Source organism: Mycobacterium sp. NTMscope_MAC_269, from assembly GCF_976985695.1.
This window is the reverse complement of the sequence record NZ_OZ335668.1, coordinates 4273158-4291124: the sequence shown is the minus strand read 5'-3', so window position 1 is coordinate 4291124 and position 17967 is coordinate 4273158. Positions and strand designations below refer to the sequence as shown.

The 17967-nt window shown below is 70.2% G+C and carries 18 protein-coding genes; 10 read left to right on the top strand and 8 right to left on the bottom strand.

All coding sequences use genetic code 11. The annotated features are described in order from the left end of the window. The first annotated feature begins 12 nt into the window (after positions 1–12). From ACZ50Z_RS20335 to ACZ50Z_RS20325, 3 genes are all read left to right on the top strand, one after another. Positions 13–2004, top strand: a complete 1992-nt coding sequence (locus ACZ50Z_RS20335; RefSeq protein ID WP_464485156.1) for an Hsp70 family protein — start codon at positions 13–15, stop codon at positions 2002–2004. Positions 2005–2137: 133 nt separating this feature from the next. After that, positions 2138–3517, top strand: a complete 1380-nt coding sequence (locus ACZ50Z_RS20330; RefSeq protein WP_464485155.1) for a DUF7159 family protein — start codon at positions 2138–2140, stop codon at positions 3515–3517. A gap of 66 nt (positions 3518–3583) precedes the next feature. Continuing rightward, a complete protein-coding gene (locus ACZ50Z_RS20325) occupies positions 3584–3970 on the top strand; it encodes a hypothetical protein (RefSeq protein WP_464485154.1) in 387 nt (128 codons plus the stop codon). Positions 3971–3984: 14 nt separating this feature from the next. On the opposite strand, the gene ACZ50Z_RS20320 is transcribed toward ACZ50Z_RS20325, so the two are convergent. Further along, positions 3985–4635, bottom strand: coding sequence for a DUF3060 domain-containing protein (locus tag ACZ50Z_RS20320; RefSeq protein WP_464485153.1), 651 nt, complete (start codon positions 4633–4635; stop codon positions 3985–3987). Positions 4636–4692: 57 nt separating this feature from the next. Between ACZ50Z_RS20320 and ACZ50Z_RS20315 the strand changes: the two genes are divergently transcribed. Then, positions 4693–5712: an NADP-dependent oxidoreductase gene (locus ACZ50Z_RS20315; protein WP_464485152.1), complete on the top strand. Its 1020-nt coding sequence runs from the start codon at positions 4693–4695 to the stop codon at positions 5710–5712. Positions 5713–5827: 115 nt separating this feature from the next. Continuing rightward, entirely contained in the window at positions 5828–6655 is an 828-nt protein-coding gene (locus ACZ50Z_RS20310) for a glycoside hydrolase family 16 protein (RefSeq protein WP_464485151.1), read from the top strand. 3 nt (positions 6656–6658) lie between these two features. On the opposite strand, the gene ACZ50Z_RS20305 is transcribed toward ACZ50Z_RS20310, so the two are convergent. Next, positions 6659–8194: a glycosyltransferase family 39 protein gene (locus tag ACZ50Z_RS20305; RefSeq protein WP_464485150.1), complete on the bottom strand. Its 1536-nt coding sequence runs from the start codon at positions 8192–8194 to the stop codon at positions 6659–6661. A gap of 73 nt (positions 8195–8267) precedes the next feature. Between ACZ50Z_RS20305 and ACZ50Z_RS20300 the strand changes: the two genes are divergently transcribed. The 3 genes from ACZ50Z_RS20300 to ACZ50Z_RS20290 all read left to right on the top strand — a co-directional run bounded on the left by ACZ50Z_RS20300 (position 8268) and on the right by ACZ50Z_RS20290 (position 10023). After that, positions 8268–8573: a hypothetical protein gene (locus ACZ50Z_RS20300; protein ID WP_464485149.1), complete on the top strand. Its 306-nt coding sequence runs from the start codon at positions 8268–8270 to the stop codon at positions 8571–8573. 37 nt (positions 8574–8610) lie between these two features. Beyond that, positions 8611–9285 (top strand): GAP family protein, encoded by a 675-nt coding sequence (locus tag ACZ50Z_RS20295; protein ID WP_464485148.1) that lies wholly within the window; start codon positions 8611–8613, stop codon positions 9283–9285. Between the two features lie 66 nt (positions 9286–9351). Continuing rightward, positions 9352–10023, top strand: coding sequence for a GAP family protein (locus tag ACZ50Z_RS20290; RefSeq protein ID WP_464485147.1), 672 nt, complete (start codon positions 9352–9354; stop codon positions 10021–10023). Here ACZ50Z_RS20290 and ACZ50Z_RS20285 read toward each other — a convergent pair. After that, entirely contained in the window at positions 10011–10784 is a 774-nt protein-coding gene (locus tag ACZ50Z_RS20285) for a hypothetical protein (RefSeq protein ID WP_464485146.1), read from the bottom strand. The genes ACZ50Z_RS20290 and ACZ50Z_RS20285 overlap by 13 nt on opposite strands. Positions 10785–10825: 41 nt before the next feature. Here ACZ50Z_RS20285 and ACZ50Z_RS20280 point away from each other — a divergent pair, with 41 nt between their 5' ends. Continuing rightward, complete coding sequence (locus ACZ50Z_RS20280) at positions 10826–12334, top strand: diacylglycerol kinase family protein (RefSeq protein ID WP_464485145.1); 1509 nt, start codon at positions 10826–10828, stop codon at positions 12332–12334. On the opposite strand, the gene ACZ50Z_RS20275 is transcribed toward ACZ50Z_RS20280, so the two are convergent. The 4 genes from ACZ50Z_RS20275 to ACZ50Z_RS20260 all read right to left on the bottom strand — a co-directional run bounded on the left by ACZ50Z_RS20275 (position 12270) and on the right by ACZ50Z_RS20260 (position 15981). Further along, complete coding sequence (locus ACZ50Z_RS20275) at positions 12270–13709, bottom strand: FGGY family carbohydrate kinase (protein WP_464485144.1); 1440 nt, start codon at positions 13707–13709, stop codon at positions 12270–12272. The two genes, ACZ50Z_RS20280 and ACZ50Z_RS20275, sit on opposite strands and share 65 nt — an antisense overlap. Beyond that, a complete protein-coding gene (locus ACZ50Z_RS20270; protein WP_464485143.1) occupies positions 13706–15109 on the bottom strand; it encodes a mannitol dehydrogenase family protein in 1404 nt (467 codons plus the stop codon). The genes ACZ50Z_RS20275 and ACZ50Z_RS20270 overlap by 4 nt, the downstream gene beginning before the upstream one ends. A gap of 44 nt (positions 15110–15153) precedes the next feature. After that, positions 15154–15498 carry a DUF732 domain-containing protein gene (locus ACZ50Z_RS20265; protein ID WP_464485142.1) on the bottom strand — a complete coding sequence of 115 codons (345 nt, stop codon included), beginning with the start codon at positions 15496–15498 and terminating at the stop codon, positions 15154–15156. Positions 15499–15642: 144 nt separating this feature from the next. Beyond that, positions 15643–15981 (bottom strand): DUF732 domain-containing protein, encoded by a 339-nt coding sequence (locus ACZ50Z_RS20260; protein ID WP_464485141.1) that lies wholly within the window; start codon positions 15979–15981, stop codon positions 15643–15645. A 415-nt stretch (positions 15982–16396) separates the two neighbouring features. On the opposite strand from ACZ50Z_RS20260, the gene ACZ50Z_RS20255 reads away from it, so the two are divergent. Next, on the top strand, positions 16397–16894 hold the full coding sequence (locus ACZ50Z_RS20255) for a hypothetical protein (RefSeq protein WP_464485140.1): 498 nt from the start codon (positions 16397–16399) through the stop codon (positions 16892–16894). 151 nt (positions 16895–17045) lie between these two features. On the opposite strand, the gene ACZ50Z_RS20250 is transcribed toward ACZ50Z_RS20255, so the two are convergent. After that, a complete protein-coding gene (locus tag ACZ50Z_RS20250) occupies positions 17046–17852 on the bottom strand; it encodes a L,D-transpeptidase (RefSeq protein WP_464485139.1) in 807 nt (268 codons plus the stop codon). Positions 17853–17967 lie beyond the last annotated feature (115 nt).

Genomic DNA, 17967 nt, shown 5'->3' with positions numbered 1-17967 from the left:
GGTTTTCGCTCTATGTACGACCCACTCGGGTTGTCGATCGGGACCACGAACCTGGTCGCTGCGCGTAATGGAAGCCCACCGGTTAACCGCCGCTGCGTGCTCACCCTTTATCCGCACTGTGCACCGAAAATTGGTGTGCCCGAAGAGAACCCGCCGATAGCCGAGCCCGGCGTGCCGATGAGGAATTTCGTCGAGCGCATCGGGGATTCGGTCGCGCTGGTCTCGCCCGACGGTTCCGCGCATGATCCGGAGCTGCTGACGGTGGAGGCCCTGGACGCGATGGTGCTCGCCGCCGGCGCGGACGCGGCGTCCTCCGAGATCTCCATCGCCGTTCCCGCGCACTGGAAACCGAGTACGGTGCAGGCGTTGCGCGACGCCCTGCGGACGCATGTGGGGTTCGTCCGGAGCGGGATGGCGCCGCGCCTGGTCTCGGATGCGATCGCGTCGGTGACGGCGGTGAAGGCCGAGCTCGGGCTGCCCGACGAGGGCGTGGTCGGACTGCTCGACTTCGGCGGCAGCGGCACCTCGGCCACGCTGGTGAACATCGCCGGGGACTTCGAACTCGTCAGCGCCACAATGCGCTACGCCGCGTTGTCCGGAGACGAGATCGACCAGGAGTTGCAGCTGCGCGCCTTCGAGGAGCTGGGCCACGGCAGCGGCCTGGACCCGGGCAGCACCGCCGGCGTCGGGCAGCTCGGCGAGCTCAGGGAGCAGTGCCGCTCGGCCAAGGAGCGGCTGTCGGTCGACATGGCCACCGACATCGCCGCCGAGTTGGGCGGGCGCAGTTGCAGCCTGACGGTGACGCAGGACGACCTCGAGGAGCTGATCCAGGATCGGCTGACGGGCTTCATCTATGCCTTCGACGACATGCTGGTGCGCTACCGCAAGAGCTGGTCGGACCTCGCGGCGGTGGTCACGGTCGGCGGCGGTGCGCGCATTCCGCTTGTGACCGAACGGCTTTCGATGCACGGGCGTACGCCCGTCCTGACGCCGTCGCAACCGGCCTTCGCTGCGGCCTGCGGGGCGCTGATCCTGGCTTCCCGCGGGGGAGAGCTGGATCTGCGCACCCGCACGTCGATCGGGCTGCTCGCGACGGCCGACGCCGCGGGCGACGTCGTGGACCTCGGTGCCGGCGACGTGCTGGTGATCGACGACGAGGCACTCACCGATCGCGAACTGGCGTGGTCGCAGACGGACGACCCCGGCGACCTGCGGATGCGATTCGGCGGCGAAACCTACGACGAAGACGGTCCGGCCGGCTGGTCGATGCGGCTCAACGTCATCGACCCGCCGCGCGAACGCCGGCCTTGGCGGCGCCTTCGGTTCTCCCAGTTGATCATCGGGATGTCCGCGGTGGTCGCGATGACGGCCGTCGGCGGCGTGGCCTACACCCTGACCGGGATCGAGAACCGTCAGGCCCCCCCGGCGCCGGCCGTCGCGCCGCCGCCGGCCCCGTCCGTCAAACCGGCCGCGCCGGCCCCGGCCGCCCCGCCGCCCACCGCGGTGCCGCCACCCCCACCGCCGAGCGCGCAACCGATCCCGAGTCCGCCGCCGCCGCCGCCCGAACCACCACCGTCGCCACCGCCACCCCCGCCACCGCCCCCGGTCGTGGTGACGTCTGCTCCGGCGGCACCGCCGGCGCCGGTCTACACCCCGAGGCACACGGCGCCACCGACGACGACCGTGCCGCCGCAGCCGACGGTCACCACCACGGTGCCGCCCCCACCGACGGCCACGACGACACCGCCGCCTCCGCTCACGAGTGAGGCGCCGGTCACCACCAGCACCACGACGACGGTGCCGATGACGACGGAGTGGATCCACGTCCCGCTGCTGCCGGTACCGATACCGATCCAGGTCCCGCAGAAGCAGGCTCCCGCAACCCCCCAGTACCCGTCCCAATACCCGTCGAACGAGTATCCGCAGTATCAGCCGTATCCGGGGAACGAGTATCCGCAGTATCCGGGGAGCTCCCAGAATCCCTTCCTGGGTCCGGGTTATTAGCGTCGTTCCTGCTTAGGCAGTCCGTCTGCGCGGCTGACCGCGCACGGGTAACGTTTGTGTCACCAAGTTCGGATGGGGTTTACCCCGTCATGCCCTCCCTGAGGGGGCTTTCAGAAGACCTTGGAGGCGTTACGTGGACATCGTGCTTGGGGTGTCGATGGCTCCCGGGACGGTCCGCCTGGTAGCGATCGAAGGCCAAGACGCCGACGGGGTGACCGTCGAACAAGAAGAGTTCGAGGTAGCCACCGCCGGCAATGCGGTCGATCGGGTGATCGACGCGCTCAGCGGCACCTGCGAAGGGGTGTTGGAGGGCGGCCACCGGTTGAGCTCCACCGGGGTCACCTGGACGAATCCCGCCGACGTCGCCGCGCTGCGCGAGGCCATCAACGCCAGCGACCTCGGCAACGTGATGATGGTCGCCCCGTTGCTGGCGGCGGCCGCACTGGCGCAGACGGTCGGTTACGCGCTGGCCTACGAGCGCATCGCGATGCTGTTCGTCGAGTCGGCGAGCGCCACGCTGGCCGTGGTCGAGGTCGGTGACGGTTCCATCGTCGATCTGCACCGGCGCCGGATCAGCGGCACCGCGGCCCCCGCCGAGCTGGCCAAGATGGTCGCCGGTCTCGACGCGGGCGGCTCCGAGGCCGACGGCGTGTTCATCGTCGGCTGCGGGGCCGACATCGTTTCGCTGAAGCCCGCGGTCGAGGCGGCCACCTCGCTGCGGGTCACCGGTCCCGAGGAGCCGGACATGGCGCTGGCCCGCGGGGCCGCGCTGGCGTCGGCGAACGCGCCGCTGTTCGCGTCGTCGACGGCGGCGCTGGCCTACGCGCTGGACCCCGGCACCGGGGAATTCAGCCCGCCGGCGCTCGGCCCCAGCTACCTCGACGTGTGGGGTGAGGGCGGCACGGGCACCGGTTTCCGCGCCTACAGCGCCCTCGCCGACGAAGCCGACGAAGAAGTGGACAGGCCCGCGCGCCGGAGCCGGGCCATGCTGCTGGCCGGTAGCGCCCTGGCCGGCATCGCCGCCGTGATCGGCGGGGTCGTGCTGGTGACGCTGACGTCGGATCAGCCGACGGGTGCGGGGCACAATGCGGGCGCCAATGTGGCCACCCCGGGCATCCAGCTGCCGGCCGCACCGCCGAGCACCCCGCCGCAAGCGCAGCCGCCCGCCCCGAGCACGACCCCGCCGGCGCCCGCGCCCACCGCGGAGGTGGCCGCCCCCGCCCCCGCACCGATCGCGCAGCAGCCGGCGCCGCAGACCACGGCCACGTCGGCGCCCCCCGCGCCGGTCCGTCGCGCCCCGACCCATCAGACGCCGCAGTACGTGCCCCGACCGGTCGAGAAGGCCGCACCCGCGCCGGCCGCGCCGCCCCCGGCGCCCCCACCGGCTGCCCCGCCTCCGCCGCCGGCCGCGCCGCCGCCGCCCCAGCCGGCGCCGGTGACCATGTACCTGCACTTCCCGTTCGTCACGGTGCCCATCCCGATCACCCCACCGGCACCGCCCCCGGGCCCCTGAGGCGTGGCGCACGCGCCCGGTTGAGCGCACACTGGCAATGACGGCACGCGCTGGCGAGGAGGTCGGATGGGCGAGCACGGTGGGTTCGGATTCGACCCCGATGAATTCGATCGAATGATCCGCGAAGGCAGCGAAGGGCTGCGCGACGTGTTCGAGCGCGTCAGCAGGTTCGTCGCCGCCCCCGGCGCCCGGACGGGCTGGTCGACGATCTTCGAGGACCTGACGCGGCGTCCCCGCCCCGAGCCGGAGACCGCCGGCGAGGCCGGCGAGGGCGTGTGGGCCATCTACACCGTGGACGACGGCGGCGGCGCGCACGTCGAACAAGTCTATGCGAGAGAACTCGACGCGTTGCGCGCGAACAAGGACAACCTCGACCCGAAACGTAAAGTGCGTTTCCTGCCCTACGGCATCGCGGTCAGCGTCCTCGACGACGATTCCGAAGAGCCTGCATAGCAGTCGTTTTCGGCTCAGCCCCGGGCGACGACGTTCGAGTCGCCGGAGTTGCTGATCTTCGGCGTGCCCGAGTGGTAGGTCACCTTGTTGTTGAAGCCCGACGCGGTGATGTCATCGGCGGCCTCGATGGTGATCGCGTTCTGCACGCCGGAGACCGAGAGGCTGGCGCAGTGCCCGGTGATCGTCACCGTGTTGGACACCCCGCTGACGCTGACGATGTTGTCGTTGCAGGCGATGGTCCGGTTCTCGTTGATGCCGGCGACGCTGAGCCGGGTGCCGCGCGGCGGGGTGGGTGAACTCGACGGCGATGTTCGCCGCGAGGCCGGCGGGGCGGGGCTCGTCGACACGCTCGGCGGCGGGGTGATCAATGATCTCACCCCGGAAACCTGGTGTGCGGCAAAGGCGGCGATGCCTCCCGCGAGTGCGACCACGCCGATAGCGATGACGGTGCCCACGATCCACCACACGCGGTTGCCCGAGGGGCTCTGCGGGGGCGGTCCGGGGATCGGGCCGCTGAAGGACCACGGCGGCGGGGTGCCCGGGGCGGGCGGCGGCTGATCCCGGCCGGCGGACTGGGCGCTCGTCTGCTCTGAGGCCCAGGCCGACTCGGCGAGCGGGCGCTCGAGTTCCCGGATCCGCTCTTCCGGGTCATCGTTTGCTGCCATGCATTGAATATGCCATTCGCTTCTGTGTTTTCGGCCCGTTCGGTAGTTTTGGGGATCGTGCCCGATTTGCCGAACCGCCAGGTGTTGTTGCGTCGTCGCCCGTCCGGGCTCGTCCGGCCCGACGACACGGAAATGGTCACCGCGGCCGCACCCGAACCCGCCGAGGGGGAGGCGTTGCTGCGCACCACCTACGTCGGCATCGACGCGGCCGCCCGCACCTGGCTCGACGACCAGCCGAGCTACCTGCCGCCGGTGCAGCTGGGTGAGGTCATCCGCGCGGCCGGCATCGGCGAGGTGGTCGCGTCGCGGTGTGACGCCTTCGCCGTCGGCGACGTCGTCACCACGCTGACCGGATTTCAGGAATACGTGATCGTCCGCGATGACATTTTCAGCACACCGATCCCGGGCGAGGACGACCAGCTGGCGATCATGTCGGTGTACGGGCCGACCGGCGCCACCGCCTATTTCGGGATGACCGACATCGGCCGGCCGCAGCCCGGGGAGACGGTCGTGGTGTCGGCGGCCGCGGGCGCCACCGGGTCGGTGGCCGGGCAAATCGCCAAGATCGCCGGCGCCCGGGTGGTGGGCATCGCGGGCGGTGAAGAGAAATGCCGGGCGGTGGTGGAGGACTTCGGGTTCGACGCGTGCATCGACTACAAGAACGACGACCTCGTCGCGGCGCTCAAAAAGCATTGCCCGCAACGGGTCGACGTCTACTTCGACAACGTGGGCGGACCCATCCTCAACGCCGTGCTGGGCCGGCTGGCCTCCCGTGCGCGCGTGGTGCTGTGCGGCGTCATCTCCAGCTACCTGACCGGGGACCATCCGGGGCCGGCGAACTATGTGAACCTGTTGTCCAAGACAGCGTTGATGCAGGGCTTCAACGCGCTGGATCAGTGGGGCCGCTTCGACGAGGCGTTCGCCGCGCTGCGGGGGTGGGAGGCCGAGGGGCGACTTCACCACCGGCAGACCATCTTTGAGGGTATCGAGTCGTGTGTCGATGCCCTCAACGGCCTGTTCACCGGCGTCAACGTCGGCAAGACGCTGGTCAAGATCAGCGAACCCGGCGCGCGCTGAGGCGCAGGATGCGCCACACCCCCACCGCGTGGTGTTATAACACCGTTTGCGAGAGTTGCCTGGGGAGATCGTGCCGGGCTTGACGGGCCGGCTTTCAACGATGGGTGGTTTGTAAATGGATCGTCGCAGCATGATGTTGATCTCGGGGCTGGGCATGCTGGGGGCCGCGATGCGCTTGCCGGGCGCCTGGGCCACCCCCTCGGCGCCGCAGGCGCCGCCGGCCGCCGGCGGCGGGCCCTACATCTTCGCCGACGAGTTCGACGGGCCCGCGGGCTCGCCGCCCGATCCGGGCAAGTGGACGATCCAGACCTGGCAGGACGACGTGTTCCCGCCCGTGGAGGGGATCTACCGCGACGACCGCCAAAACGTCTTCCAGGACGGAAATTCCAACCTTGTCCTGTGCGCTACCCACGATCTGCTGAGCAACACCTACTACAGCGGCAAACTGCGCGGCAACTTCCGCAGCATGATCAACCAGACCTGGGAGGCGCGGATCAAGCTCGACTGCCTGTTCCCCGGCCTGTGGCCGTCGTTCTGGGGCGTCAACGAGGATCCGCTGCCCGACGGCGAGGTCGACATCTTCGAGTGGTACGGCAATGGTGACTGGGCCCCCGGCACCACGGTCCACGCCGCGTCCAACGGGAAGACCTGGGAGGGCAGGTCGATTCCCGGCCTGGTCGACGGCAACTGGCACACCTGGCGAATGCATTGGGGCGAAGAGGGATTCGAGTTCTTCCGGGACGGGGCGCAGTACTACAAGGTGCCCAACAAACCCATCCACGTCGCCGGCGGCGCCCCCGACGACTTCCGGTGGCCGTTCAACAACCCGGGCTACTGGATGACCCCGATGTTCACGCTCGCCGTCGGCGGGGTGGGCGCCGGTGATCCCGCCGCGGGTGTCTTCCCGTCGTCCATGCTGGTCGACTACCTGCGCATCTGGTAGCCGTCATTTCGTCGCTTTGAGCACCTGAACCAGGCTGAACTGCCACCGCTCGACCAGTCGGAAGCCCAGGTCGTGCGGCACCGCGAACGCCGGGGTCGTCCCGTAGCGGGGGCCGGGCGGCAGCGCCGCGCCCCGCTCGTGCGCCGGCTGTGACGGGTCGGCCTGGGTGATGATCCAGACGATGCCGCAGCGGCTCAACGGCGCGGCGACGACCTCGGGGATGAGGTTGGTGTCGAAGACGTCGTTGCGGTCGGTCGCGCGTTGCCACAGCGTCAGGTCGACCAGCTTGCGATAGGCATCCGGGCGCGCCGCCAGCAGCGGGCGCATGGGGGCCGGCATGAACGTCACCGTGTCGTTCACCAGCAGGCAGTCACCCGGCGCCGCCTGCGCGGTGATCAGATCCGCCACTCGGCTGTAGTCCATCCCGTACTTGGCATACGGATTGCGCTGTGCCCGAACATAATTCGGTGCCGCTGCCACGGCGAACAGGACGACCAGCGCCGTGGCCACCCAGGTCCTGGCGGCCACCGCGCCGACGCAGACGCCCAGGATCAACGCCATCGCGGGCGCGGTGAACGACAAGTAGCGCGGGGTATAAATCGAGTGCACCAGCGCCGAATAGGTCAGGATCGCCGCGGTGGGGAGGGCAAGCCATCCCGCCGCGAGGACCAGCGATTGGCGCTCCGATGGCGCCAACCGCGCGGACCCGCTGAGCCACAACACGATCGCCGCGCCCATCAGCAGCGCCGACAGGATGGCGAACGGGGGGCTGCGCTCGAAATACTGTTGCATCACCACGTCTTCGATGGTGCGGTGACCGATCGGGGCGACCCAGCTGATCTGGTGCGCCTGCCCGGCGACAGTCAGCAGGAACGGCAGCAGGCCACCCACCGTCGCGGCCGAGGCAATGGCGAAGCGCGCCAACACGGTTCGGCCGCGGTGGAAGACGCCGACGAACACGCCGTACGCTACCAGCAGCAGCGCCAGGTAGGCGTCGAGCACGATCGAGAAGGCCAGCGCGACACCGTAAGACAGCCACAGCCGCCGGGCGTCGCGGCGCGTGGCGTAGACGAGCAGGACCGTCAACCACACCGCGGCCATCATCGACATGGCGTAGGGCCGCGCCTCGATACCCGCCCACGTGGCCCGCGGCAGGATCGCGCAGAACACCCCGGACGCCAGTGCGACGGTCCGCGACGAGAACTGCTTGCCCAGCACGACGACGCCGGCCGCCGCCCCTCCCACGGCCAGGCCACTGGGCGCGCGCGACCAGAACTCGGTGGGCGGAAAGACCTGGAACCACCCGTGCATGAGCAGGTAGTACAGGCCGTGGACGGCATCGACAGTGCCCAGCATGTGCCACATCTGGGCCAGCGAACGGCTGTAGGAGGCGGAGATGGTCGCGGCCTCGTCGTACCAGAACGAGGGCCGGGCGGCCCCGGCCATGCTCACCGCGACGGCCAGCGCCGCGACGAGCAACGGGTCCAGTGCGACCACTGCGGCCGGTCGGCGGCCGCCAAGCACGCCGGGGCTGAACACACCGTTATGGTGCCAGAGCCGAACCCGGGCGATCGGCCGACTCGGGCCGTTGATTCGAACGTATGATCGATCGATGGGACCGCTGGCATCGATCGGGTACAACGGCCAACCGGTCCGTAGCCCCTTTCGGGTGGTCCGCCCGCCCATCGCCGTGCTGGTTGACCTGACGGTGCTGTTCCCGCGCGAGCCGCACCGCTCGGGGCGCTATCAACCCAACGGCCTGCAGCTGCACAAGGTCGTCGAGGGATGGCTGAGCTGTTGGGGCCTGTGCGAGCAGGGCGACTGGTGGGGGCTGGTCACCTATCCCGTCGCCTACGGATCCCAACGCAAGACCGTGACGCACTGGGTGCCGGCCTGGACGCTGCGCCGCAAACCCTGACTGCGCGGCCGCCCGGCCAATGCGATGATTGCTGCCCGTGGAAGCAAGTTGGGCGTCGGTCCTGAGCAAGCTCATCGCGTTGGCGGCCGTCATTGCGCTGTCCCCGATCACGGTCATTCCCGCGGTGCTGGTGCTGCACGCGCCCCGGCCGCGCCCGGCCAGTCTCGCCTTCCTCGGCGGCTGGCTGCTGGGGCTGGTCGCGTTCACGGCCGCATTCGTCGCCGGCTCGGAGGCGCTCAGCGGTTTCCACGCGACCCCACCGAAATGGGCTTCCTGGGTGCGCCTGGCCTTTGGGGTGGCGTTGCTCGCGCTGGCGGCGTTCCACTGGTTCACCCGGCATCGCAACCGCAGCATGCCGCGCTGGATGCGGTCGTTTTCCACGCTCTCCCCGACGCGCGCCGGGGTGGTGGGCGCGGTCCTGGTGCCGCTGCGGCCCGAGGTGCTCATCTTGTGCGCGGCGGCCGGTCTGGCCGTCGGCAACAGCAGCCTGAGCGCCGGCGCCGAGTTGGTCGCGGCCGCGATCTTCGTCGTCGTCGCCGCGTCGACGGTGGCCATCCCGATCCTGGCCTATGCCGGCGCCGGTGACCGCTTCGAGGGAACGTTGGAACGCCTCAAAGCCTGGATGGAGGCCAACCACGACGCGATGCTGGCCGTGATCCTGTTTCTGATCGGGTTGATCGTGCTCTACAACGGGATTCGCGCGCTGGCCTGACCCCGGTCCGGCCGACACCGGCGCGTTTCGGCGTCACTTGGGCGCGGCAATGGGAGGATGCCGCGCATGGCAGGAAGCTGGGGGACCGTGCTGACCGGGCTGGTTCCGCTCGGACTGGTCATCTCGCTGTCGCCGCTCACGGTCATCCCGGCGGTGCTGGTGCTCGAGGCGCCGCGGCCGCGGCCGAGCAGTCTGGCGTTCCTGGGCGGCTGGTTGCTCAGCCTGGCCGCGCTGACGGCGCTGGCGGTCGCGGCGTCCGGCCTGCTCGGCGGCCTGGACAAGGCGCCGCCGCGGTGGTCGTCGTGGCTGCGGGTGGTGCTGGGGGCGGCGCTGATCGCGTTCGGTGTCTTCCGGTGGGTCCGCCGGCACGGCCAGGCCGAGTCGCCGGCGTGGATGCGCTCGTTCGCCAACATCACCCCCGCCCGCGCCGGGGTGACCGGCGCGGTGCTGGCCCTGGTGCGCCCGGATGTGGCGCTCATCTGCGTGCCGGCCGGATTGGGCATCGGCACCAGCGGGCTCGGCGTCGCCGGCGACTGGGCGGCGGCCGCGTTCTTCGTCGCCATCGCGGCCTCGAGCGTCGCGATCCCGATCCTGGCCTACGTGGCCGCCGGCAGCCGCCTCGACGGCACCCTGGCACGCCTCAAGGACTGGATGGACCGCAACAACGCCGCCCTGCTCGCGGCCGTCCTAGTGGTGATCGGCGCCATGGTGCTCTACCACGGCATTCACGCCCTGTAGCCGCCGTCGGCAAGCCCGGCGTCGGCTTCGAGCCGGTTGACCGCCCCAAAGGCCAACTCGCGGAACAGTTCCCGGCCGTAGCCGGCGAGCATGCCCAGATAACCCCGGGCCGCCCATTGCTGCGCGTGCCGCTCTTCGTGGTGCAACACCCGGTCCAGGTCCAGGCGGCTGCAGCGGGGCGCGCCGCGCCCGTCGAGGCACCAGGTGTGCCCGGAGGCGACGATCCCGCGCAGCTGCTCCGCCGGGTCGTCCAGCCGGCCCAGGTTCACCATAAAGATGTCGCCCCACGTGGTGCCGCCCCGCTGGCTGAACAGCCGCTGGATCCAGTTGCCGCCCAGCCCCATCAGCATGCCGTTGGGCGTGGTGACCAGGCGACCCCCGTTGCGGTGCACGAACGGGACGTCGCGGGCGTAGCTCCAGCCGTTTGCCTGCTGGCGCAGGCGGATTCGCGTCACCTCGGCGGCGCAGTGGGGGATGGCCGGAAAGTCGGTGGCCGGCTTGCCCGCCGCGCCGTAGTCGGTGCCGGCGTTCAGGATGTAGGTCATCAGCGCCGCCGCGCGGGCGTCGCCGCCGCGGGCGCCGCGCGGCAGCAGGAAGAAGGATTGGCCGGCCGGGTCCGTGATCTCCTGCATCCTCGCGAGGACCGCGAAGCTGGTACGCGTGATGTCGTGGCGGTGGCCGATCTCGGCGACCGCGTGCGGGGGCACGCCGCGGCGTTCGGCGTTCTCCCGCCATCTCCTGCAATAGTCCTGTGCGTCCATGTCTTTCCGGTCAATTGTTATCCATGGATAGGGTGGAGCGAATGAACAGGCGGCCCTGGCGACGCGCGCGCGGCATCAAACAGATCACCCGAGGACTGGGCACGCTCGATCGCGAACTGTTCGACGCGATCGCCGAGACGGACACCCCGCTGCTGGACACGGTGATGCCGCCGCTGACCCGGGCGGCCGACCATTCCAAGCTGTGGTTGGCGATCGGCGCGGCGCTGCTCGCCACCGGCAGGCAGAGCGCGCAGCGCGGCGCGACCCGCGGGGTGATGACGCTGGCCGCCACCAGCCTGGTCACCAACCAGTTCGCCAAGCGCATCCGGCGGCGGCCGCGTCCCGGCTACGACCTGGTGCCGTTGGTCAGGCAGGTACGCCGCCGCCCGACGTCGAATTCCCTGCCCTCGGGACATTCGGCCAGCGCCGCGGCGTTCGCCGTCGGGGTGGGCCTGGAGAACCCGCCGGTGGGCTTCGGGCTGGCGCTGCTGGCCGGGCTGGTCGGCCTGTCGCGGGTGGCGACCGGCGCGCACTACCCGGGCGACGTCATCGCCGGGTTCGGGATCGGGTCCGGCCTGGCCGTGCTCGGCGGCCGGCTCGTCCCGCCCATCGTCGAAACCGCCCTTCCGCGAACGGAACCGCTGCGCGTCGAGACGCCGCCGCGGCCCGACGGCGCCGGGGTGGTCCTGGTCATCAACCCGGAGTCGGGCAGCGGCACCGGAGCTCGCGTCGTCGACGAGGTGCGCGCCGCGCTGCCGAAGGTGGACATCCGCGAACTGGGTCCCGACGACGACCCCGTGGAGGTCTTGCGCGCCGCGGCATCCGGCGCCGAGGTGCTCGCGGTGGGCGGGGGCGACGGCACCGTGGCGACCGCCGCGGGGGTGGCCATCGACGCGGGGCTGCCGCTGGCCGTCTTTGCGGCCGGCACGTTCAACCACTTCGCCAAGGACATCGGCTGCGACACCGTGGCCAAGACGGTCGACGCGATTCGGCGCGGCACCGTGGCGTGCGTAGACCTGGTGTGCCTCAACGACTCTCAGATGGTCCTCAATACCGCCAGTATCGGCGCGTACCCGGCGTTTGTGCGGCGTCGCGAAAAGCTCGAGAAGCGCATCGGCAAGCCGCTGGCCGGTCTTTACGCGATGCTGCGCACGCTGCGCAAGGACGAGCCGGTGCGCATCTGCTACGACAACAAGACCTTGCTGACTTCGCTGTTCTTCCTGGGCAATTCGCTGTACTTGCCCAGGGGCTTCGCGCCGGCGCGGCGGACCCGCATGGACGACGGGCTGATCGACGTCCGCATCCTCGAAGCGGGTCGGCCGTGGGCCAGGACCCGGATTCTGACCGCGCTGGCGTTGGGACGGGTCGAACGCAGCCCGCTCTACCACGAGTTGCAGGTGCCCGAATTCAGCTTCGACGCCGTCGACGGCCCCACCGTCGTCGCCTGCGACGGCGAGGTCTGCGACCGCCACGACAAGGCCGTCTTCACCGCGAAATACCGGATTCTTCCCGTGTTTCGTCCGCTTCCCGACGTGCGACTCCCTCGGTGAGGTCGCGCACCTGCGCGTAGCGCGCCGCCACCTCGGGCGAGGGGTCGGCGGTGTATTCGTGCGTCGGCGGCGGATTCCACGCCGGTGGTCGGGGCGAGCCGCTCAATGCCCACGCCGCCTGCCGCGCCGCTCCCGCCGCGACGTACTGTGCCGGCGCGGGCGCCAGCACCGGCACGCCGAACACCGCCGGGGCGATCTGGCGCAGCGCGCTGGATTGGGCGCCGCCGCCGACGAGCAGGATGCGGCGCGCGACGCCGCCGCGCGCGGCCAGGTGCGCCATGCCGTCGGCGAGCGAGCACAGCAGTCCCTCCACCGCGGCGCGGGCCAGGTTGGACGGGGTTGCATTGGCGACCCGCATGCCGTGCAGCGCGCCAGTCGCGTTGGGCCGGTTGGGGGTTCGCTCACCTTCCAGGTAGGGAACCATCACCAGCCCCTCGCCGCCCGGCGGCGCCGACAGTGCAAGCCGGGACAGCTCGTCGTGGTCGACGTGCAGCATTGCGGCCGCGGCGTCGAGCACCCGCGCGCCGTTGAGCGTGCACACCAGCGGAAGGTAGCGCCCGGTGCCGTCGGCGAATCCGGCGACGTAGCCCGCGTCGTCGCGGACCGGATCCGCGGTGACGGCGGCCACCACCCCTGACGTGCCGATCGAGACGATCACGTCGCCCTCTTCGGCGCCGAGGCCCAGCGCCGCGGCGGCATTGTCGCCGAGGCCGGCACCGAATGTTGTTGCGCCGCTGGTTGTTCCGGTCGACGGCGCCAGCACGGTGGGCAGGCGCGGGCGGCGGCCGCGCAGGGCGAGTTCCAGCAGATCGAGGCGGTAGTCGCCGGTCGCGGCGTCGTAATAGCCGGTGCCGCTGGCGTCGCTGCGATCGGTGGTCAGCGCCGCGATCTCGGCGTCGCGGCGCAGCCGCCACGTCAGCCAGTCGTGGGGCAGGCAGACCGCCGCGGTGCGGTCGGCATGGTGTGGCTCGTGGTCGGCGAGCCAGCGTAACTTCGCCACGGTGATCGCGGCCAGCGGCACGACGCCCACAGCCCGGGCCCACGCCGACGCCCCGCCCAGCTCGCGCACGAGTGCGTGCGCGGCGTCGGCCGAGCGCACGTCGTTCCACAGCAGCGCGGGCCGCACCACCCGGCCGGCTGCGTCCAGGCACACCATGCCGTGCTGCTGCGCGCCGACGGCCAGCGCGTCGACACCGTCGAGCCCGCCCGCCGCCGCGATGGCCTCGCGCGCGGCGGCTTCCCATGCGGCCGGGTCGATTTCGGTTCCCGGCGGGTGGGCGGCCTGTCCCTCGCGGACCACCTCGCCGGTCGCGGCGTCACACACCAGCACCTTGCAGGACTGGGTCGAGGAGTCGATCCCGGCGACCAGCGTCATGACCCACCCTCTTCGATCAGCGCCCGCAGCGTGGCGCGCGCGCCGCGCCGGCGCAGGCTGTCCAGCGCCCACCGGTAGGCCTCGCGGAAGCGCGGGGCGTCGACGAGGTCACCGAACACCGAGCGGTTGGCCAGAAACGCGTCCGGGTGTTCGCGTTGCGAGCGGGCGATCGGGATCAGCGTGTCGGCTAGCCGGTCAACCACTTCGATCGGTTGGCCCTGTTCGTCGGCGCCCTCGGCGTACCGGGCCCAGCTCGCGACGGTCGCGGCGGACAACCGCACCGGACCGCCGGTGCGCAGATTGTCGTGCACGACGGGTAGCAGCCATTTCGGGATGCGGTCCGAGGAGTCGGCGCACAGCCGGGCGATCGTGTCGCGCACCTGGGCGTTGGCGAAGCGGGGGAGCAGTTCGCCGCGGAACTCGGCCAGCGCCGGGATGGGTGTCAGCGTCGGCATCGCCTCCGAATCCAGATAGCGGGCAAGGAATTCGGCGATCAGCGGATCCTGGGCGGCCTCGTGCACCAGCCGGTACCCGGCCAGGTAGCCGAAATAGCACAGGCCCTGGTGGCCGGCGTTGAGCAGCCGCAGCTTCATCGCCTCGTAGGGCGCCACGTCGTCGACGAGCTGCACCCCGGCCTCCTCCAGCGGTGGGCGTCCGTCGGCGAAGTCGTCCTCGATCGCCCACATGGCGAACGGCTCGGCGACGACGGGCCGGTCGTCGCGCACGCCGAATTCGGAGTCCAGCCGCTCCGCCACGTCGGGGGTGGTCACCGGTGTGATCCGGTCGACCATCGAGTTGGGGAATCTCGTCGCCTCGCGCATCCACTGCGCGAGTTCGGGATTGACCCGTTGCGCGTAGGACGTGAACGCGTGCCGCGCCACATCCCCGTTGCCGACGATGTTGTCGCAGGACACGATGGTCGGGCAGGGCAGGCCGCGCGCTCGGCGCCGGTCGCACGCCTCAGTCACCAACCCGAACACCGCGCTCAAGGGCTCTTGGTAGCCGCCCTCGGTGATGGTGAGCGAGATGATCCGGGTGGCCGGATCGGCCAGCAGCTCGATGACAGCGTCGGGATCCTCAGGCGCATAACGGAAGTCGACGATGGAGCCGATAACTCGGGGCTCGCGGGTGCCGTCGGGGTGTTCGAGGATCAGCGTGTACAGGTGGTCCTGGTCGCGCAGCGCGTCGCGCATCTGTTGGTCGCCCGGCAGCACGCCGACACCGCAGATGCCCCAGTCCCGGGCGAGCCCGGCGTTGAGCAGCCGGTCGATGTACATGGCCTGGTGGGCGCGGTGGAAGCCACCGACGCCGAAATGCGCTATGCCGACGCCGATTTGGCTTCGGTCATAGGTCGGGACGGGGATGTCGAGACCGGTCAGGTTCCGTGCGTTCAGCTTCACTCGAGTGTCACCTTAGCGCGGAGGCCGCCGCGGCTAGCGCATTGCTAGGCGTTGGGGCAGAGGTCGCGCAGGGCGAAGATCACCACGTCCGCGGCCTGGCGGCCGTTGATCCCGCCGGAACCCTGGTCGGCATCGGAGCGCTGCAGGGCAAGCACCTCGAGCTGCTGCGGGGAAGCGCCCCACGAAAGCTGCTGACAGAGATCGGCGCCCATCTGCAATAGCGCTTCGTCGCCGCCGCCGACGGCGTGGATTCCGGCGCTGTGCAGGTCGTTGAGGAAGGCGGCCTGGTCGGCCCGCGCCGGCCCCGCCCAGATGATCCCGGAGATCAGAAGCGAAGTTATCGTCAGCGCCGCGCCGACGAACCGGGCGTGCAGCGTGCGTGCCGCCATCCAACGTTCTCCTTGTTTCTTTGCGCGATGCGGATGATGCACCTTTACACAACAGTGCATGAGCCGCCGCGCAGAAAATCCGGAGGATGAACAGTCGGCGAAGATTGGGCGCGCTGCTAGGCGCGCGGACTCAGCTCGGCGTGGCTAGCTTGGGCACAGATCGCGCATGGCGTAGACGACGATGTCGCCGGCCTGCTGGGGGCTGAGGCCACCGGCACCCTGCCGCTCGTCGGAGCGCTGCAGCGCCAGGCCCTGGAGCTGCGCGGGCGGGGCGCCCCAGGATATTTGCTGGCAGATGTTCAGGCCCGCCTCCAGGAGCGCGGCGTCGCCACCGCTCACGGCGTGGACCCCGTCCTTATGCATGTCATTGAGGAAGCTGGCAGCGTCGGCCTGCGCGGGGCTGGCCCACACGAGACCGGCGAGAAGTGGGGCACCGAACAGCGCCGAGGCGATGAAACCGCCAGCTAGACGACGTGGTGACATATGCCCTTCCCCTCTGTCTGTCAACGGTTGCTCTAACGGTGTTCACTTCTATGTAACCTCCTGGACAGACTTTGTGCATCAAAATTTTCCTGTGAATGACCTGCGGGGAAATTGAGTCCGCGGGATTCGAAGTCGGCCACGGGCCCCGGGCCGCGTGTCGGCGCGACGCGCCGAGTGGGCCAGACATGCGGGCGTATTGGTGCAGGTCAGCGAGGTCTTCCGGCGGAATTCTGATTCGTGACACCGTTGTGACGTCACCATTTGGAAACGGCGCGGTGCGGCGCGGCTCGTGTCGCGTGTCGGCTGCCGACAATTGGCCCGGTCGTGAAAAGACGGCCTCGGTACGGCTAGGCGGGCCTGCTGCACTGATTGATTGCGGAAATAGCTGAGCGTGAATAAAGGAGAGTTGGCGCTGATGGCGATCGTCGATCGGTTCAACATGAAAGTAGTTGCCGGCGCTGGGTTGTGCGGAGCAGCTATAGCGTTGAGCCCCGATGCGGCGGCCGCCCCGCTGATAACGGGCGGCCACGCGTGCATCCAGGGGCAAGCGGGCGATGCGGCGCCGGCCGCCGGAGGTCCCGTCGCCGCGGGCGCCCCGGCGGACATGTGCGCGGCGCCGCTCACGGACATGTCGGGCGTGCCCATGGCCGTCCCGGGACCCCTGCCGCTCGGTGCTCCGGTGCCGATCGTGCCGCCGCTACCGCTCGCGCCGCCCGTGCCGGTGGTGCCGCCGGTGCCGGTGGTGCCCGCAGGTGCGCCGCTGATTGCGCTGGGCGGGCCGGTCGCGGGTGCTCCGCTGGAGGCGGCCGCTCCGATCATCGACATGTCCGGGGTGAAGGACGCCCCGACCGGTCCGGCGCCCACGGGCGGGCCGACGTCCGGTCAGCCGACTCGTCCCGGCCCCGCGAGCTGAGATCAACTCAAGCGGGCCCGCTGGTTTCGTACCAGCGGGCCCGTTGCGTTGTGCGAGGCTAGCGCGTTGAAAAGTATGTGCCCTCAACACAATCGAAGCTCCGCACCCGTCGTTCATGTGGGTGCGGAGCCTCGTGAAGATTGCGCTGCCGCTATTCCTGCACGATCACCGGGTCGCCGACGTTGACGTGGTTGTAGTACCACTCGGCGTCATCGGGGCTCAGGCTGATGCAGCCGTGGCTGACGTTCTCGAGCCCCAGTGATTGGACGGCCCAGGGGGCCGAGTGCACGAACAGGCCGCGGCTGGTGATGCGGACGGCGTAGTTGACCGTGAGCAGGTAGCCATTGGGGTCGTCGACCGGGATGCCGACGCTGCTCGAATCCATGGTCACCGCAGGCTCTTTGGAGAGCACGGTGTAGGAGCCAACCGGCGTCGCGTATTCCGGCCTGCCCAGCGAGGCGGGCATCACGCCCTGCTCGCCGAAGTGGGGCCGATGATGCGGCGCCGGGAGTTGGGTCGGTGGTCCCGCCTCGACTCCGTCGATGCTCACGGTGAACGTGTGCTGCGAGATGCTGGCCACGCCGATGACCGAGGGGCCCGTCTTGATCTCCGAGGTCGCCTGGCCCACCGTCAGCGCAATTGTGCTGTGCGCCGGCCAGTATCGGTCCGGCACCCACTGGACGACCCTGTTGTCGAGCCATTCGAACTTGCCCGTCATCGCGGGCGTCGACTTGATGCCGACGGCGCGCTCGGCCGCGCGCCGGTCGGCGACGGGAGCGCGGAACGTCACTACCACGGGATGCGCCACGCCGACCACTTCGCCGCGTGTCGGTGAAACCGACGCGATCCCAGGCCCATGCGACAGGTTGGCCGACGCCAGGCTCACACCGGCCGGCATCACGACCACGCTCGTAGCGACCCCGACCATCGCAAGAACACACCGAACACCGGTCCGCATGGCCTCAATTCCTTTTAACTGACATCGTTGCAATAGGGATGATAAATGGCCGCTGACCTGCGAAAGCGCAAGGGCACGTAGATATTTGGCCACGCCTTGGTCACGTTTTAGATAC

Coding starts and splice junctions, on each gene's coding strand:
- ACZ50Z_RS20335 (WP_464485156.1), top strand. CDS start 13: ATGTACGACCCACTCGGGTTGTCGATCGGGACCACGAACCTGGTCGCT.
- ACZ50Z_RS20325 (WP_464485154.1), top strand. CDS start 3,584: ATGGGCGAGCACGGTGGGTTCGGATTCGACCCCGATGAATTCGATCGA.
- ACZ50Z_RS20320 (WP_464485153.1), bottom strand. CDS start 4,635: ATGGCAGCAAACGATGACCCGGAAGAGCGGATCCGGGAACTCGAGCGC.
- ACZ50Z_RS20310 (WP_464485151.1), top strand. CDS start 5,828: ATGGATCGTCGCAGCATGATGTTGATCTCGGGGCTGGGCATGCTGGGG.
- ACZ50Z_RS20300 (WP_464485149.1), top strand. CDS start 8,268: ATGGGACCGCTGGCATCGATCGGGTACAACGGCCAACCGGTCCGTAGC.
- ACZ50Z_RS20290 (WP_464485147.1), top strand. CDS start 9,352: ATGGCAGGAAGCTGGGGGACCGTGCTGACCGGGCTGGTTCCGCTCGGA.
- ACZ50Z_RS20285 (WP_464485146.1), bottom strand. CDS start 10,784: ATGGACGCACAGGACTATTGCAGGAGATGGCGGGAGAACGCCGAACGC.
- ACZ50Z_RS20280 (WP_464485145.1), top strand. CDS start 10,826: ATGAACAGGCGGCCCTGGCGACGCGCGCGCGGCATCAAACAGATCACC.
- ACZ50Z_RS20275 (WP_464485144.1), bottom strand. CDS start 13,709: ATGACGCTGGTCGCCGGGATCGACTCCTCGACCCAGTCCTGCAAGGTG.
- ACZ50Z_RS20265 (WP_464485142.1), bottom strand. CDS start 15,498: ATGGCGGCACGCACGCTGCACGCCCGGTTCGTCGGCGCGGCGCTGACG.
- ACZ50Z_RS20260 (WP_464485141.1), bottom strand. CDS start 15,981: ATGTCACCACGTCGTCTAGCTGGCGGTTTCATCGCCTCGGCGCTGTTC.
- ACZ50Z_RS20255 (WP_464485140.1), top strand. CDS start 16,397: ATGGCGATCGTCGATCGGTTCAACATGAAAGTAGTTGCCGGCGCTGGG.
- ACZ50Z_RS20250 (WP_464485139.1), bottom strand. CDS start 17,852: ATGCGGACCGGTGTTCGGTGTGTTCTTGCGATGGTCGGGGTCGCTACG.